Origin of the sequence: Klebsiella sp. P1927, from assembly GCF_018204675.1 — a bacterium.
Taxonomy (GTDB): domain Bacteria; phylum Pseudomonadota; class Gammaproteobacteria; order Enterobacterales; family Enterobacteriaceae; genus Klebsiella; species Klebsiella pneumoniae.
The window spans coordinates 3,073,197-3,087,020 of record NZ_CP073377.1 but is presented as its reverse complement, the minus strand read 5'-3'; the positions used below and the strand labels follow the sequence as shown (position 1 = coordinate 3,087,020).

General features: G+C 58.1%; 14 protein-coding genes. 13 read left to right on the top strand and 1 reads right to left on the bottom strand.

Going from position 1 to position 13,824, the window contains the following annotated elements; genetic code table 11:
* The first annotated feature begins 1 nt into the window (after window position 1).
* From yceG to KB892_RS15660, 13 genes are all read left to right on the top strand, one after another.
* Complete coding sequence (gene yceG, locus KB892_RS15720; RefSeq protein ID WP_002900671.1) at window positions 2–1,024, top strand: cell division protein YceG; 1,023 nt, start codon at window positions 2–4, stop codon at window positions 1,022–1,024.
* Entirely contained in the window at window positions 1,014–1,655 is a 642-nt protein-coding gene (tmk, locus tag KB892_RS15715; RefSeq protein WP_002900674.1) for a dTMP kinase, read from the top strand. Before yceG ends, tmk begins: the two co-directional genes overlap by 11 nt.
* The gene (holB, locus tag KB892_RS15710; RefSeq protein ID WP_002900676.1) at window positions 1,652–2,656 is read left to right on the top strand and encodes a DNA polymerase III subunit delta'; all 1,005 of its coding nucleotides are present in this window, start codon (window positions 1,652–1,654) and stop codon (window positions 2,654–2,656) included. Before tmk ends, holB begins: the two co-directional genes overlap by 4 nt.
* A gap of 10 nt (window positions 2,657–2,666) precedes the next feature.
* Window positions 2,667–3,461 carry a metal-dependent hydrolase gene (locus KB892_RS15705; RefSeq protein ID WP_002900678.1) on the top strand — a complete coding sequence of 265 codons (795 nt, stop codon included), beginning with the start codon at window positions 2,667–2,669 and terminating at the stop codon, window positions 3,459–3,461.
* A gap of 296 nt (window positions 3,462–3,757) precedes the next feature.
* Window positions 3,758–5,191, top strand: coding sequence for a PTS glucose transporter subunit IIBC (gene ptsG, locus KB892_RS15700; protein ID WP_002900680.1), 1,434 nt, complete (start codon window positions 3,758–3,760; stop codon window positions 5,189–5,191).
* 261 nt (window positions 5,192–5,452) lie between these two features.
* Window positions 5,453–5,809 (top strand): purine nucleoside phosphoramidase, encoded by a 357-nt coding sequence (gene hinT / locus KB892_RS15695; RefSeq protein WP_002900681.1) that lies wholly within the window; start codon window positions 5,453–5,455, stop codon window positions 5,807–5,809.
* A 4-nt stretch (window positions 5,810–5,813) separates the two neighbouring features.
* The gene (locus KB892_RS15690) at window positions 5,814–6,188 is read left to right on the top strand and encodes a YcfL family putative periplasmic lipoprotein (protein ID WP_002900683.1); all 375 of its coding nucleotides are present in this window, start codon (window positions 5,814–5,816) and stop codon (window positions 6,186–6,188) included.
* 21 nt (window positions 6,189–6,209) lie between these two features.
* Entirely contained in the window at window positions 6,210–6,848 is a 639-nt protein-coding gene (gene lpoB, locus KB892_RS15685; RefSeq protein ID WP_014342994.1) for a penicillin-binding protein activator LpoB, read from the top strand.
* Window positions 6,829–7,656: a thiamine kinase gene (thiK, locus tag KB892_RS15680; protein ID WP_004150819.1), complete on the top strand. Its 828-nt coding sequence runs from the start codon at window positions 6,829–6,831 to the stop codon at window positions 7,654–7,656. Before lpoB ends, thiK begins: the two co-directional genes overlap by 20 nt.
* 23 nt (window positions 7,657–7,679) lie before the next feature.
* Window positions 7,680–8,690 carry a beta-N-acetylhexosaminidase gene (gene nagZ / locus KB892_RS15675; protein ID WP_004228961.1) on the top strand — a complete coding sequence of 337 codons (1,011 nt, stop codon included), beginning with the start codon at window positions 7,680–7,682 and terminating at the stop codon, window positions 8,688–8,690.
* 35 nt (window positions 8,691–8,725) lie between these two features.
* Complete coding sequence (gene ycfP, locus KB892_RS15670) at window positions 8,726–9,268, top strand: alpha/beta hydrolase YcfP (RefSeq protein ID WP_002900775.1); 543 nt, start codon at window positions 8,726–8,728, stop codon at window positions 9,266–9,268.
* 245 nt (window positions 9,269–9,513) lie between these two features.
* The gene (locus tag KB892_RS15665; protein WP_002900778.1) at window positions 9,514–10,818 is read left to right on the top strand and encodes an NAD(P)/FAD-dependent oxidoreductase; all 1,305 of its coding nucleotides are present in this window, start codon (window positions 9,514–9,516) and stop codon (window positions 10,816–10,818) included.
* Window positions 10,819–11,012: 194 nt separating this feature from the next.
* Window positions 11,013–11,552: a glycine zipper 2TM domain-containing protein gene (locus KB892_RS15660; protein WP_002900781.1), complete on the top strand. Its 540-nt coding sequence runs from the start codon at window positions 11,013–11,015 to the stop codon at window positions 11,550–11,552.
* Between the two features lie 57 nt (window positions 11,553–11,609).
* On the opposite strand, the gene KB892_RS15655 is transcribed toward KB892_RS15660, so the two are convergent.
* A complete protein-coding gene (locus tag KB892_RS15655; protein ID WP_004150817.1) occupies window positions 11,610–13,799 on the bottom strand; it encodes a TonB-dependent siderophore receptor in 2,190 nt (729 codons plus the stop codon).
* Between the last annotated feature and the right edge of the window lie 25 nt (window positions 13,800–13,824).

The window sequence follows — 13,824 nt, the reverse complement described above, 5'->3', positions numbered from 1 at the left end:
TATGAAGAAAATGTTACGTTTTATCCTGTTGCTGGTCGTGCTGTTGGGCATCGCCGCGGCGGCAGGCATGTGGAAGGTACGCCAGCTGGCGGACAGCAAGCTGCTGATTAAGGAAGAGACCATCTTTACCCTCGAAGCCGGCACCGGCCGGCTGGCGCTGGGCCAGGATCTCTATCGCGAGAAGGTGATCAATCGCCCGCGCGTTTTCCAGTGGCTGCTGCGGGTGGAACCTGAGCTGTCTCACTTCAAGGCCGGGACCTATCGCTTCACGCCGCAAATGACGGTGCGCGAGATGTTGCAGCTGCTGGCCAGCGGCAAAGAGGCGCAGTTTCCGCTGCGCTTTGTCGAAGGCATGCGCGTCAGCGACTACCTGCGCCAGCTGCGCGATGCCCCGTACGTGAAGCACACGCTTGAAGACGATAGCTACGCGACGGTGGCTAAGGCATTAGGTCTTGAGCATGCCGACTGGGTAGAGGGCTGGTTCTGGCCGGATACCTGGATGTACACCGCCAACACCAGCGATATCGCCATCCTCAAGCGCGCGCATCAGAAAATGGTCGCCGAAGTGGCGAAGGTCTGGGAAGGACGGATGGAGAATCTGCCCTATGCCGATCAGAACCAGCTGTTGACCATGGCCTCGATTATTGAAAAAGAGACCGCGGTGGCGGAAGAGCGCGACCGCGTCGCGTCGGTATTTATCAACCGCCTGCGCATCGGTATGCGCTTGCAGACCGATCCGACCGTAATCTACGGGATGGGCGCAGGATATACTGGTAAGTTAACGCGTAAGGATCTCGAGACGCCGACCGCATACAATACTTATACCATCAGCGGTTTGCCGCCGGGCCCTATCGCGGTGCCGGGCGAGGCCTCGCTGAAGGCGGCCGCCCATCCGGCGAAAACGCCATATCTTTATTTCGTCGCCGACGGGAAGGGGGGCCATACGTTTACCACAAACCTGGTCAGTCATAACCGTGCGGTGCAGGATTATCTGAAAGTACTTAAGGAAAAAAATGCGCAGTAACTATATCGTCATCGAGGGGCTGGAGGGCGCCGGGAAGACCACCGCACGTCAACTGGTGGTGGAGACGCTGCAGTCGGCGGGTATTCACGATATGGTGTTTACCCGCGAGCCGGGGGGCACAATCCTTGCCGAAAAACTGCGTAGCCTGGTGCTGGATATCCAGTCCACGGGCGATGAAGTCATTAACGATAAAGCGGAAGTGCTGATGTTTTACGCGGCGCGCGTCCAGTTGGTGGAGACCGTGATTAAGCCCGCGCTGGCCCGCGGCCAGTGGGTGATCGGCGATCGTCACGATCTGTCGACGCAGGCCTATCAGGGCGGCGGCCGGGGAATTGACCGCACGATGCTGGCGACGCTGCGCGACGCGGTACTCGGTGATTTTCGCCCCAATCTGACGCTGTATCTCGACGTCACGCCGGAAGTGGGGCTGCAGCGCGCCCGGGCCCGCGGCGAGCTGGATCGCATTGAGCAGGAGTCCATGAACTTTTTCAACCGTACCCGCGCGCGCTATCTTGAGCTGGCCGCCGCCGATCCTTCTATCCGCACGGTTGACGCAACTCAGCCGCTGGATGCCGTGGCGCGCGACATTCGCGCCACGATCGCCCAGTGGATGGCGGAGCAAGCGGCATGAAATGGTATCCGTGGCTGCGCCCCTCGTTCGAGCAACTGGTCGGTAGCTATCAGGCCGGACGAGGCCACCACGCCTTACTGTTACAGTCCCTGAACGGGATGGGCGGCGAGGCGTTGATTTACGCGCTGTGCCGCTTCCTGATGTGCCGCCAGCCCGAAGGACATAAAAGCTGCGGCCACTGCCATAGCTGTCAGCTGATGCAGGCCGGCACGCACCCCGATTACTATGCGCTCAGCCCCGAGAAGGGCAAGAGCGCGCTGGGTATTGACGCGGTGCGCGATGTCAATGAAAAGCTCTATGAACATGCGCGCCTTGGTGGGGCAAAAGTGGTCTGGATTAGCGATGCTGCCTTGCTGACCGATGCCGCCGCCAACGCGTTGCTGAAAACGCTGGAGGAGCCCCCGGAGAATACCTGGTTCTTCCTCGCCTGCGAGGAGCCGGCGCGTCTGCTGACCACTCTGCGCAGCCGCTGTCGCCTGCATCATCTGGCGCCGCCGTCTGAGCCTTATGCTCTGGCCTGGCTGGAGCGTGAGGTGAGCCTGCCGCAGGAGTCATTGTTGACCGCGTTACGCCTGTGCGCCAGCGCGCCGGCTGCGGCGCTCGAACTGTTACAGGAACCGCTGTGGACGGCGCGGCAGCAGTTGTGTCAGGCGCTGGCGGCTACCCTGGCGAGCGGTGACTGGCTGGCGCTGCTGCCGATACTCAATCATGAACAGGCGGCAGTTCGCCTGCACTGGCTGGCGTCGCTGCTGGTCGATGCGCAAAAACGACAGCAGGGGATTACCCTGGTGAGTAACCCTGACGTCTGGCCGCTGCTGGAGCAGCTGGCGCACAGCCTGCCCGCCGCCCGGCTGCAGGCGATTGCCCATGACGTCTGTACCTGCCGCGAGCAATTGCTCAACGTTGTCGGTGTCAACCGCGAACTGCTGCTTACCGAGCGCCTGCTGCGCTGGGAACATTACCTGCAACCCGGGACGGGTTTACCCGTCTCCCACCTCTGAGTGAGACATTATGTTTTTAGTCGACTCCCACTGCCATCTTGATGGTCTGGATTATCAAACTCTACACAAAAACGTCGACGACGTGCTGGCAAAAGCGGCCGCACGCGATGTGAAATATTGCCTCGCCGTCGCCACGACGCTGCCTGGCTACCGCAGTATGCGCGAACTGGTGGGGACGCGTGACAACGTCGTCTTCTCCTGTGGCGTACACCCATTAAACCAGGACGAGCCCTGGGAGGTAGAGACCCTGCGCGCGCTGGCAGCGGAAGAGGGCGTCGTGGCGATGGGGGAGACCGGTCTGGATTATTTTTATACCCCGGAAACTAAAGCCCAACAGCAAAGCTCGTTCCGCGACCACATTCGTATCGGCCGTGAGCTCAATAAGCCGGTGATCGTCCATACCCGTGACGCGCGTGCCGATACTCTGGCTATTTTGCGCGAAGAAAAGGTGACGGATTGCGGTGGCGTACTACACTGTTTCACTGAGGACAGGGAGACAGCGGGCAAGCTGCTCGATATGGGGTTCTATATCTCGTTTTCCGGTATCGTCACTTTTCGTAACGCCGAGCAGCTGCGTGATGCGGCGCGCTACGTGCCGCTGGATCGCCTGCTGGTTGAAACCGATTCGCCGTACCTGGCGCCGGTCCCCCACCGCGGCAAAGAGAACCAGCCGGCGCTGGTCCGTGACGTTGCCGAGTATATGGCGGTACTGAAGGGGGTGTCGCTTGAGCATCTGGCTCAGCAGACCACCGACAATTTTGCCACCCTGTTCCACATCGACCCCGCCCGTTTGCAACCTGCTTGATCTGCTTATTATTTTAAGGCTCGTAATTAATAGCCAAAGCGAGTAAAGTTCACCGCCACAAAAGTGGCGGTGAAGGTTTTTTAGCAACATCTGGATACAATTTATGTAAGTTGATGTAAATTTTTACCGGAAGGCTGATTGAAACGTGATAGCCGTCAAACAATCATCCCGTTAATTATTTTACTCTGTGTAATAAATAAAGGGCGCTTAGATGTCCTGTCCACGGCACGGTTCTCCCCCCGGGCCAATGCGTGAAAGCGTAAAAAAGTACCAAATACTCAGGAGCACTCTCAATTATGTTTAAGAATGCATTTGCTAACCTGCAGAAGGTCGGTAAATCGCTGATGCTGCCGGTATCCGTACTGCCTATCGCAGGTATCCTGCTGGGCGTCGGTTCCGCTAACTTCAGCTGGCTGCCAGCCGTGGTCTCCCACGTTATGGCAGAAGCAGGCGGTTCAGTTTTCGCCAATATGCCGCTGATCTTCGCTATCGGTGTGGCCCTCGGCTTCACCAATAACGACGGTGTATCCGCACTGGCTGCAGTCGTGGCTTACGGCATCATGGTGAAAACCATGGCGGTTGTTGCGCCGCTGGTGCTGCATTTACCTGCTGACGAGATTGCGGCAAAACACCTTGCTGATACCGGCGTGCTTGGCGGTATTATCTCCGGTGCTATCGCCGCCTACATGTTCAACCGCTTCTATCGCATCAAGCTGCCAGAATATCTCGGCTTCTTTGCGGGCAAGCGTTTTGTGCCGATTATCTCTGGTCTGGCCGCTATCTTCACCGGCGTGATCCTCTCCTTCATTTGGCCGCCGATCGGCTCCGCGATCCAAACCTTCTCCCAGTGGGCTGCTTATCAGAACCCAGTGGTGGCGTTTGGTATCTACGGTTTCATCGAACGTTGCCTGGTGCCGTTTGGTCTGCATCACATCTGGAACGTTCCTTTCCAGATGCAGATCGGCGAATACACCAACGCGGCTGGTCAGGTGTTCCACGGCGATATCCCGCGCTACATGGCAGGCGACCCGACGGCGGGCAAACTGTCTGGCGGCTTCCTGTTCAAAATGTATGGTCTGCCGGCAGCGGCTATCGCGATTTGGCACTCTGCTAAACCGGAAAACCGCGCCAAAGTGGGCGGTATCATGATCTCCGCCGCGCTGACCTCGTTCCTGACCGGTATCACCGAGCCGATCGAGTTCTCGTTCATGTTCGTGGCGCCGATCCTGTACGTTATCCATGCCATTCTGGCGGGCCTGGCGTTCCCGATCTGTATCCTGCTGGGTATGCGTGACGGTACCTCGTTCTCTCACGGCCTGATCGACTTTATCGTGCTGTCCGGTAACAGCAGCAAACTGTGGCTGTTCCCGATTGTTGGTATCTGCTATGCGATCGTGTACTACGTCATTTTCCGTGTGCTGATTAAAGCCCTGGATCTGAAAACACCGGGTCGTGAAGACACCACCGAAGAGAGCAAAGCTGGCGCCACCAGCGAGATGGCTCCGGCTCTGGTCGCCGCTTTCGGCGGTAAAGAGAACATCACCAACCTCGACGCATGTATTACTCGTCTGCGTGTTAGCGTGGCGGATGTAGCGAAAGTTGACCAGGCTGGCCTGAAAAAACTGGGCGCCGCTGGCGTGGTAGTGGCAGGTTCTGGCGTACAGGCCATCTTCGGTACCAAGTCCGATAACCTGAAAACTGAAATGGATGAGTACATCCGTAACAGTTAAGACGTAGTATCGGGGAGACTAAGGCAGCCAACTGGCTGCCTTTTTTATGCGCTAAAGTCGGTGCCCCACAAGCGATAACCCTGAAAACAGTCCGCCATATGCTTATTCCCTCAGCAGCTAAGTCTATAGTTGAATAAGAAAAGGAGCTTTCAGGTTGAAAGAGAGGGAGAATGTCGCTCATACTCTTAGCGGAACCTGTGCGTCCGCGTTTATCTGCAGAAGCAGGCCAGCGCACGGGATAAAACTTATAAGGAATCAGTCATGGCAGAAGAAACGATTTTCAGCAAAATCATTCGCCGGGAGATCCCGTCGGATATTGTCTATCAGGATGAGCTTGTGACCGCTTTTCGCGACATCTCCCCGCAGGCGCCCACCCATATTCTGATTGTCCCGAATGTTCTGATTCCTACCGTAAATGACGTCACCGCTGAACATGAGCTGGCGCTGGGCCGGATGATGACCGTCGCGGCGAAGATCGCCCGCGATGAAGGTCTTGCCGACGATGGCTATCGGTTGATCGTCAACTGCAACCGCCACGGCGGCCAGGAAGTGTACCATATCCATATGCATCTGCTGGGCGGTCGTCCGCTTGGCCCGATGCTGGCGCACAAAGGCTAACGTCATGCTCAGGACCCTTTTGGGCGCGTGTCTGGCGGCGGGGCTACTCGCCGGGTGTAGTTCACACCCGGAGATCCCGGTTTCTGACCAGCAGGCGCTGGTGATGGAGTCGAGCGTGCTGGCGGCGGGGATCAGCGCCAGCGAGCCTGCCGTCGTGGCGACAGAGATTCAGGCTACCGCCTCCTCAACGCTATATAACGAGCGCCAGCAGCCGGTTACCGTGCACTATCGTTTTTTCTGGTATGACGCCCGAGGGCTGGAGATGCATCCGCTGGACGCGCCGCGCACCATCGTGGTACCGGCCCGCTCCTCGGTCACGTTATATGGCAGCGCCAATATCCTGGGGGCGCATAAGGCCCGCCTTTATCTTTATCTGTAAGGGGTAATTATAATGATGAAAATGTGTCGCTATGCGTTAATCACAGCACTGGCGATATTCCTCGCAGGCTGTGCGGGGTTGCGGGAGCAGCCCGCGCCGGTAGAAGAGGCCAAACCGCAGCCGCAGCAGCCTGCGCAGCCGCAGCCCACGGTGCCGACCGTACCGGCGGTGCCCTCTGTCCCGGCGCAGCCTGGGCCGATTGAGCATCAGGATCAGCAGTCGGGTCAGCCGGCGCCGCGCGTGCGTCATTATGACTGGAACGGCGCGGTTCAGCCGCTGGTGGGGCAGATGCTGCAGGCGAGTGGGGTCAATGCCGGCAGTATTCTGCTGGTTGACAGCGTGAACAACCGCACCAACGGTTCGCTGAATGCTGGAGAAGCCACCACTGCGCTACGTAGTGCGCTGGCCGGTAACGGCAAATTTACCCTGGTATCGGCGCAGCAGCTGGCGGTCGCCAAGCAGCAGCTGGGCCTGTCGCCGCAGGACAGCCTCGGCAGCCGCAGCAAAGCCATGGGCATCGCCCGCAACGTGGGCGCGCAGTATGTGCTTTACTCCAATGCCACCGGCAACGTCAACGCGCCTGAGCTGAAAATGCAGCTCATGCTGGTGCAAACCGGTGAGATAATCTGGTCAGGTAAAGGTGCTGTTCAGCAACAATAAGCTAACGCGCGACGAGCTCTTGTCGCGCTTCTTTCCCCATTATCATCCTGTCGCCTCGCTGAGCCAGAGTGGCCTCAGCGGCGGCAGTGTGATTATCAGCGACGGCGACCGGCGGCACGTGCTGCGTCAGCCGCACGATCCGTCTGCCGCCACTTACCATTTTCGCCGTCAGTATCACGCACTCCGCCGACTGCCTGCCAGGCTGGCGCCAACCCCGCTGTTTTACTCACCCTGCTGGATGGTGGTGGAGTATTGCACAGGGGAGGTGAAAAGCGAGTTACCGGCCTCCCCGCAGCTGTCAGGCTTATTGTATGATTTGCATCAGCAACCGCGGTTTGGCTGGCGGGTTAGCCTCACACCACTGCTGGCCCAGTACTGGCAGAGGTGCGATCCGGCGCGGCGCAAGCCGCGGTGGCTGCGCTGGCATCAGCGGCTGCGCCGCCAGGGCGAGCCCCGTCCCCTGCGGCTGGCGCCGCTGCACATGGACGTCCATGCCGGCAATATTATTCATAATGAGTCCGGCCTGAGGCTGATCGACTGGGAATATGCCGGCGATGGCGATATCGCGCTGGAGCTGGCCGCGGTGTGGATCACGCCTGGCGAGCGCCGTCGGCTGGTAGAAGCGTATGCCCGGCGGGCGGCCATCGACGCGCAGCTGCTTTGGCGGCAGGTTGCACTCTGGCGCCCGTGGGTACTGCTGCTGATGGCGGGCTGGTATGAAATGCGCTGGCGGCAGAGCGGGGACCGGCAATTTATCACGCTGGCAGATGAAATATGGTGTCAGTTAGACAACGAACGTAAAGGATAAGAGAGGTCAGTGTGGGCCCAGTGATGTTGGATGTCGAAGGGTATGAGCTGGATGCGGAAGAGCGAGAGATTCTGGCGCATCCGCTGGTGGGAGGGTTGATCCTCTTTACCCGAAATTATCACGATCCGGCGCAGCTGCGCGAGCTGGTGCGCCAGATCCGCGACGCCTCCCGGAACCATCTGGTGGTGGCGGTCGATCAGGAAGGGGGGCGGGTTCAGCGTTTCCGCGAAGGGTTTACCCGTTTACCGGCGGCCCAGTCTTTCGCCGCGCTGTTGGGGATGGAAGAGGGGGGCAAACTGGCCGCCGAAGCCGGCTGGCTGATGGCCAGCGAAATGATCGCCATGGATATCGATATTAGTTTTGCGCCAGTGCTGGACGTCGGCCATATCAGCGCCGCAATCGGCGAACGTTCTTATCATGAAGATCCGCAGAAAGCGCTGACGATGGCGCGTCACTTCATTGACGGGATGCACGCCGCGGGCATGAAAACCACCGGCAAACACTTCCCGGGACACGGGGCGGTGACTGCCGATTCGCACAAAGAGACGCCGTTCGATCCGCGGGCGGCATCGGTTATCCGCGACCATGATATGGCGGTGTTCAAAAGCCTTATCGCCGAGCAGCGTCTGGACGCCATTATGCCGGCGCATGTGATTTACCCGGAGCTCGATCCGCGTCCGGCCAGCGGCTCGGCGTACTGGCTGAAAACGGTGCTGCGCGGCGAACTGGGCTTTGACGGGGTGATTTTCTCCGACGATCTGTCGATGGAAGGGGCGGCGATCATGGGCAGCTATGCCGAACGCGGTCAGGCATCGCTCGACGCCGGTTGCGATATGATCCTCGTCTGCAATAATCGTAAAGGCGCGGTCAGTGTGCTGGATAACCTGTCGCCGATCAAAGCAGAGCGTGTTACGAAATTGTATCATAAAGGTTCCTTTTCCCGTCAGGAGTTAAGGGATTCAGCCCGTTGGAAAACGGTGAGTGCCCAGCTGGAGCAGCTTCATGCGCACTGGCAAGAGGCGAAGTCCGCGTAACGCTCTACGGGGCGTTGTTGTCTGGTGAGGATGCGATGATTATCTATTTACACGGTTTTGACTCGAACAGCCCCGGTAACCATGAGAAGGTGATGCAGCTGCAGTTTATCGACCCGGACGTGCGGTTGATTAGCTACAGCACGCGGCATCCCAAGCACGATATGCAGCATTTGCTGAAAGAGGTCGATAAAATGCTGCAGCTCACTGCCGATGACCGGCCGCTGATCTGCGGCGTCGGCCTTGGCGGCTACTGGGCGGAGCGGATTGGTTTTCTGTGCGATATCCGCCAGGCGGTGTTCAATCCAAACCTGTTTCCGCATGAGAACATGGAAGGCAAAATCGACCGACCGGAAGAGTATGCCGACATCGCCACCAAGTGCGTGACCAACTTCCGCGAGAAGAACCGCGATCGCTGCCTGGTGGTGCTTTCCCGCCAGGACGAGGCGTTGGACAGCCAGCGTTCCGCCGATCTCCTGCACCACTATTATGAAATTATCTGGGATGAAGAGCAGACCCATAAGTTTAAAAATATCTCGCCGCATCTGCAGCGGCTGAAAGCGTTTAAAACCCTCGGCTAACTGCTTTTCCCTTGTTCCCAAACCCGCGTCGGGTTCACCACGCGGGTTTTTTCATGTCTACACTTATTGGTTTCGCTGAAAAAATACGCGACAAAACTTGATGCACATCAATTTTGGTATGACCAATGCACCGTTCATGGTATTCTCGACAGTGCTGAATGGTTTCATTAACGTAACTTGTTGTTAAATAAAGGCTATTTCAATAACTTTTATTTAACAATTGGTTAATAATTTTAGGGGTACACATGACTACGCCATTGAAAAAAATCGTAATTGTGGGTGGCGGCGCTGGCGGACTGGAACTGGCAACTCAGCTGGGGAGAAAGTTAGGGCGCCATAAGAAAGCGAAAATCACCCTGGTGGACCGTAACCACAGCCATCTGTGGAAGCCGCTGCTGCACGAAGTGGCCACCGGTTCTCTGGATGAAGGCGTTGATGCGCTGAGCTATCTGGCCCATGCCCGCAACCACGGTTTCCAGTTCCAGCTGGGCTCGGTGGTTGATATCAACCGCGAAGGGAAAACCATCACCCTCGGCGAGCTGCGCAATGAAAAAGGCGAGCTGCTGGTGGCTGAGCGTAAACTGCCGTACGACACGCTGGTCATGGCGTTGGGCAGTACCTCGAATGACTTTAATACCCCTGGCGTAAAAGAGAACTGCATTTTCCTCGACAACCCGCACCAGGCGCGTCGCTTCCATCAGGAAATGCTCAACCTGTTCCTTAAATACTCTGCTAACCTCGGCGCTAACGGTAAAGTAAATATCGCCATCGTCGGCGGCGGCGCCACCGGCGTGGAGCTCTCCGCTGAGTTGCACAATGCGGTGAAACAGCTGCACAGCTACGGCTACAAAGGGTTGACCAACGAAGCGCTGAACGTCACGCTGGTCGAGGCGGGCGAGCGCATTCTGCCTGCGCTGCCGCCGCGCATTTCCGGGGCAGCGCATAATGAGCTGACTAAGCTGGGCGTACGGGTTCTGACGCAGACCATGGTCACCAGCGCGGATGCGGGCGGCCTGCACACTAAAGATGGCGAATATATTGAGGCGGATCTAATGGTCTGGGCGGCGGGGATCAAAGCGCCAGATTTCATGAAAGAGATCGGCGGCCTCGAAACCAACCGTATCAATCAGCTGGTGGTCGAGCCGACGCTGCAGACTACCCGCGATGCGGATATTTTCGCCATCGGCGACTGCGCCTCCTGCGCCCGTCCGGAAGGCGGCTTTGTGCCTCCGCGGGCCCAGGCGGCGCACCAGATGGCTACCTGCGCGCTGAACAACATCCTGGCGCAGATGAAAGGCAAACCGCTGAAGGCATACACCTATAAAGACCATGGCTCGCTGGTGTCGCTGTCAAATTACTCCACCGTCGGCAGCCTGATGGGTAACCTGATGCGCGGTTCGATGATGGTGGAAGGGCGCATTGCGCGCTTCGTGTACATCTCCCTGTACCGTATGCACCAGATTGCTCTGCATGGTTACTTCAAGACCGGCCTGATGATGCTGGTCGGGCGCATCAACCGCATCATTCGCCCGCGCCTGAAGCTGCACTAATCGCTGTCGCGACCCGGAGGCGCGCTCTGAGGGCGCCTCCGGGCTCTTCTGCTGGAACCGCAGAGATCCCGCTCGGAATCCTCTGAATCCCTTTGATTTGCAGCGAATTCTCGCACTTTTCATCCGCTATCTGATTTGCGCCCTCCCGGCTCCGGTTGCAAAATTGTATCAACAGCAACAAAGGAGGAACTCCCGTGAATAAATCTATGTTGGCGGGTATAGGGATAGGCGTGGCTGCCGCGCTGGGCGTTGCAGCTGTCGCTGGTCTCAACGTGTTGGATCGCGGCCCGCAGTATGCGCAAGTGGTCTCCAGTACACCGATTAAAGAAACCGTGAAAACGCCGCGTCAGGAATGCCGCAATGTCACGGTGACTCATCGTCGTCCGGTACAGGATGAAAACCGCATCGCCGGTTCGGTGCTGGGCGCGGTGGCGGGCGGGGTGATTGGCCACCAGTTTGGCGGCGGTCACGGACGCAGCGTGGCGACGGTTGTAGGTGCGCTGGGCGGCGGCTATGCAGGCAACCAGATCCAGGGCGCGATGCAGGACAACGATACCTACACCACCACCCAGCAGCGCTGCAAAACGGTGTATGATAAATCCGATAAAATGCTCGGCTACGATGTGACCTATAAGATAGGCGATCAGCAGGGGAAAATCCGCATGGATCACGATCCCGGCAGCCAGATCCCGCTGGACAACAACGGCCAGCTGGTCCTGAACAATAAAATCTAAAAACAGATTTGTGTAGTGATTAGCCCCTCAATCGCTCAGGCTGAGGGGCTTTTTTTATCAGAAGGTTAAGGCATAGTTCAGACCAAAGGTGCGGCCACGACCTTTGTACTCATACAGCGATGAACTGCCGTAGGTTGGGCTGTAGAGCAGCGGCGCGCGCTGGCCCCAGATAGTGACATAGTCTTCGTTAAGCAGGTTTTCGATACTGAAGGTCAGTTTCCCCACCGGCAGCGCGTAACTACCGATAAAATCGACGGTGTTATAGCCTTCCAGCTTGTTACCGGCGGCATCGCTGAGGTCAAATACCTGCTGACTCTGCACGCGCAGGCTCCACGGATCCGGCGCCCAGCCCACCCAGGCGGTGGCTTTAGACGGCGAGGCGAGGGTGACGTCCCATTTTTGCCAGCGGCCGTCGGTCTGCACCTGGGATTTCAGCACGTTGAAGTTACCGCCGACGCTCCAGTCGCTATCCGGAATAAAGTAGTCGACCGCCCCCTCAACGCCGTAAATACGCCGTTTGTCGGACTGAACGTCGATGGTCATGTCGGTGCGGTTGACGACAATGGTCTTATCCGAGGTCGAGTAGTACGCCGCCAGCTGGGTGCGCAGGTTATCGCCAGTGTAGCGCCAGCCCAGCTCGTACGAGTTAACTTTGATCCCCTGCAGCGGCGAGTCATCGACGTTGACGCTGGAGATCAGCGGCAGATGACCATTCACCGCAGCGCCATATTTACCGATGCCATAGTATTTACCAGGGTCCGGTAGCTCGACACCCTGCGAGAAGTTAAACCAGGTTTGTTGACGCTCGGTCAGGTGGGCCACGATCCCGGCGTTAAACAGGAAATTGTCATAATCGGTTTTGCCGCCTTTGATGGCGTCGGCGGAGCGCGCTTTGCCGTTGGCGATATCCTGCTGCTGGGCGTAGCCGACAAAGTCGTCGACCCGGTTTTCGGTCCACTGGTAGCGTACCCCGCCGCTGACGGTAAAGATATCGTTCAGATCGTAGCTGGACTGCAGGAATGGCGCGACATTGGAAATACTGTATCCCGGGTAGCGGCCGGTTGTGTAGATCGATTCGTTGTGCAACCCGCCGGAGGCCATCGATTGTGGCAGATCGAAGAACATTTGGTTGGCATTAAAGGTCTCATGATCGGCGTCGAGACCCCAGGTGAGATCCCACCCCGCCAGCGGTTGGCTGTTGAGGGTCAGCTTGGCCCCATACTGATCGGTATCCTGCTGCGACGAGGAGAAGCTACTGACCTGACCTTTCGTGAGCGTCGGGAACGGATAGAAGGTGAGGGACTCATCGCGATAGTACACCTGGCTCACCAGATTCTGGCCGAAAAAGTCGGCATCGGAGTACTGGAGGCTGATCAGATGGCGTTCGGTGCCGGGGATACGGTCGGAATTGAGCCCGTCGGTGGTATACGCTTTGCCGCCGCTGGTGACCGCGGACATGTTCTTCCCGAGCCACAGACCGTAGTCATCATCGCCCTGGCTTTTATAATACTGGGTGACCAGCTGCAGCTGGCGGTTATCATCGATCTCAATCGTCCCCGTCCCCATCACGTCGAGGCGGTCAGAGTGCTGGAGCCCCGTTTGGGTATTATCGAGGATCAGCGCATCGTTATTGCCGTCGTACCAGCCGCCGAAACGCTGATAGGCTACCGACAAGCGGCCGGATGCGTGGTCTGTTCCGCCGCTGACGGCCGCCGCGACGCGCTCATCATGATCGTTGCTGTTCGCAAAACCGCTCTTGCTGCCCACCTCAAGATCGACCTGACGATCCTGCTGCCCCTTTTTGGTAACGATGTTGATAAGCCCGCCGGTACTGCCCCCGCCGTACAGCGAGGTCGCTCCGGAGATCACTTCGATATGTTCGATGTTGAATGGATCGATGGCGTCGAGCTGGCGGCTGTCGGTGCGTGAGGAGTTGAGTCGGACGCCGTCAATCAGCACGACGATCGCGCGCCCGCGCATGTTCATCCCATAGTTGGTCCGCCCCTGGCTGCTGACGTCGATGCCGGGGATCAGCTGCGCCAGCACGTCTTTGAACTCTTTCCCGCCCTGGACCTGCTGCTCAATCTCCTGGCCCTCAATGACCCAGGTGGTTTGGGCCATTTCGGCCACGGTGCGATGGGTGCGGTTTGCGCTAACGATGATGCTGTCTTCATCAGACTGAGCCGCCAGCGCAGGCAGCGTGCTGGCCAGCAGCAGAGGGTGGAGCACCCAGAGGCGCTTTTTCATATCCATTCCTTTTATGAGCAAGTTG

Excerpts from the sequence above, each read along its gene's own strand:
- yceG (WP_002900671.1), top strand. The coding sequence starts at position 2 with ATGAAGAAAATGTTACGTTTTATCCTGTTGCTGGTCGTGCTGTTGGGC.
- tmk (WP_002900674.1), top strand. The coding sequence starts at position 1,014 with ATGCGCAGTAACTATATCGTCATCGAGGGGCTGGAGGGCGCCGGGAAG.
- holB (WP_002900676.1), top strand. The coding sequence starts at position 1,652 with ATGAAATGGTATCCGTGGCTGCGCCCCTCGTTCGAGCAACTGGTCGGT.
- KB892_RS15705 (WP_002900678.1), top strand. The coding sequence starts at position 2,667 with ATGTTTTTAGTCGACTCCCACTGCCATCTTGATGGTCTGGATTATCAA.
- ptsG (WP_002900680.1), top strand. The coding sequence starts at position 3,758 with ATGTTTAAGAATGCATTTGCTAACCTGCAGAAGGTCGGTAAATCGCTG.
- hinT (WP_002900681.1), top strand. The coding sequence starts at position 5,453 with ATGGCAGAAGAAACGATTTTCAGCAAAATCATTCGCCGGGAGATCCCG.
- KB892_RS15690 (WP_002900683.1), top strand. The coding sequence starts at position 5,814 with ATGCTCAGGACCCTTTTGGGCGCGTGTCTGGCGGCGGGGCTACTCGCC.
- lpoB (WP_014342994.1), top strand. The coding sequence starts at position 6,210 with ATGTGTCGCTATGCGTTAATCACAGCACTGGCGATATTCCTCGCAGGC.
- nagZ (WP_004228961.1), top strand. The coding sequence starts at position 7,680 with ATGTTGGATGTCGAAGGGTATGAGCTGGATGCGGAAGAGCGAGAGATT.
- ycfP (WP_002900775.1), top strand. The coding sequence starts at position 8,726 with ATGATTATCTATTTACACGGTTTTGACTCGAACAGCCCCGGTAACCAT.
- KB892_RS15665 (WP_002900778.1), top strand. The coding sequence starts at position 9,514 with ATGACTACGCCATTGAAAAAAATCGTAATTGTGGGTGGCGGCGCTGGC.
- KB892_RS15655 (WP_004150817.1), bottom strand. The coding sequence starts at position 13,799 with ATGAAAAAGCGCCTCTGGGTGCTCCACCCTCTGCTGCTGGCCAGCACG.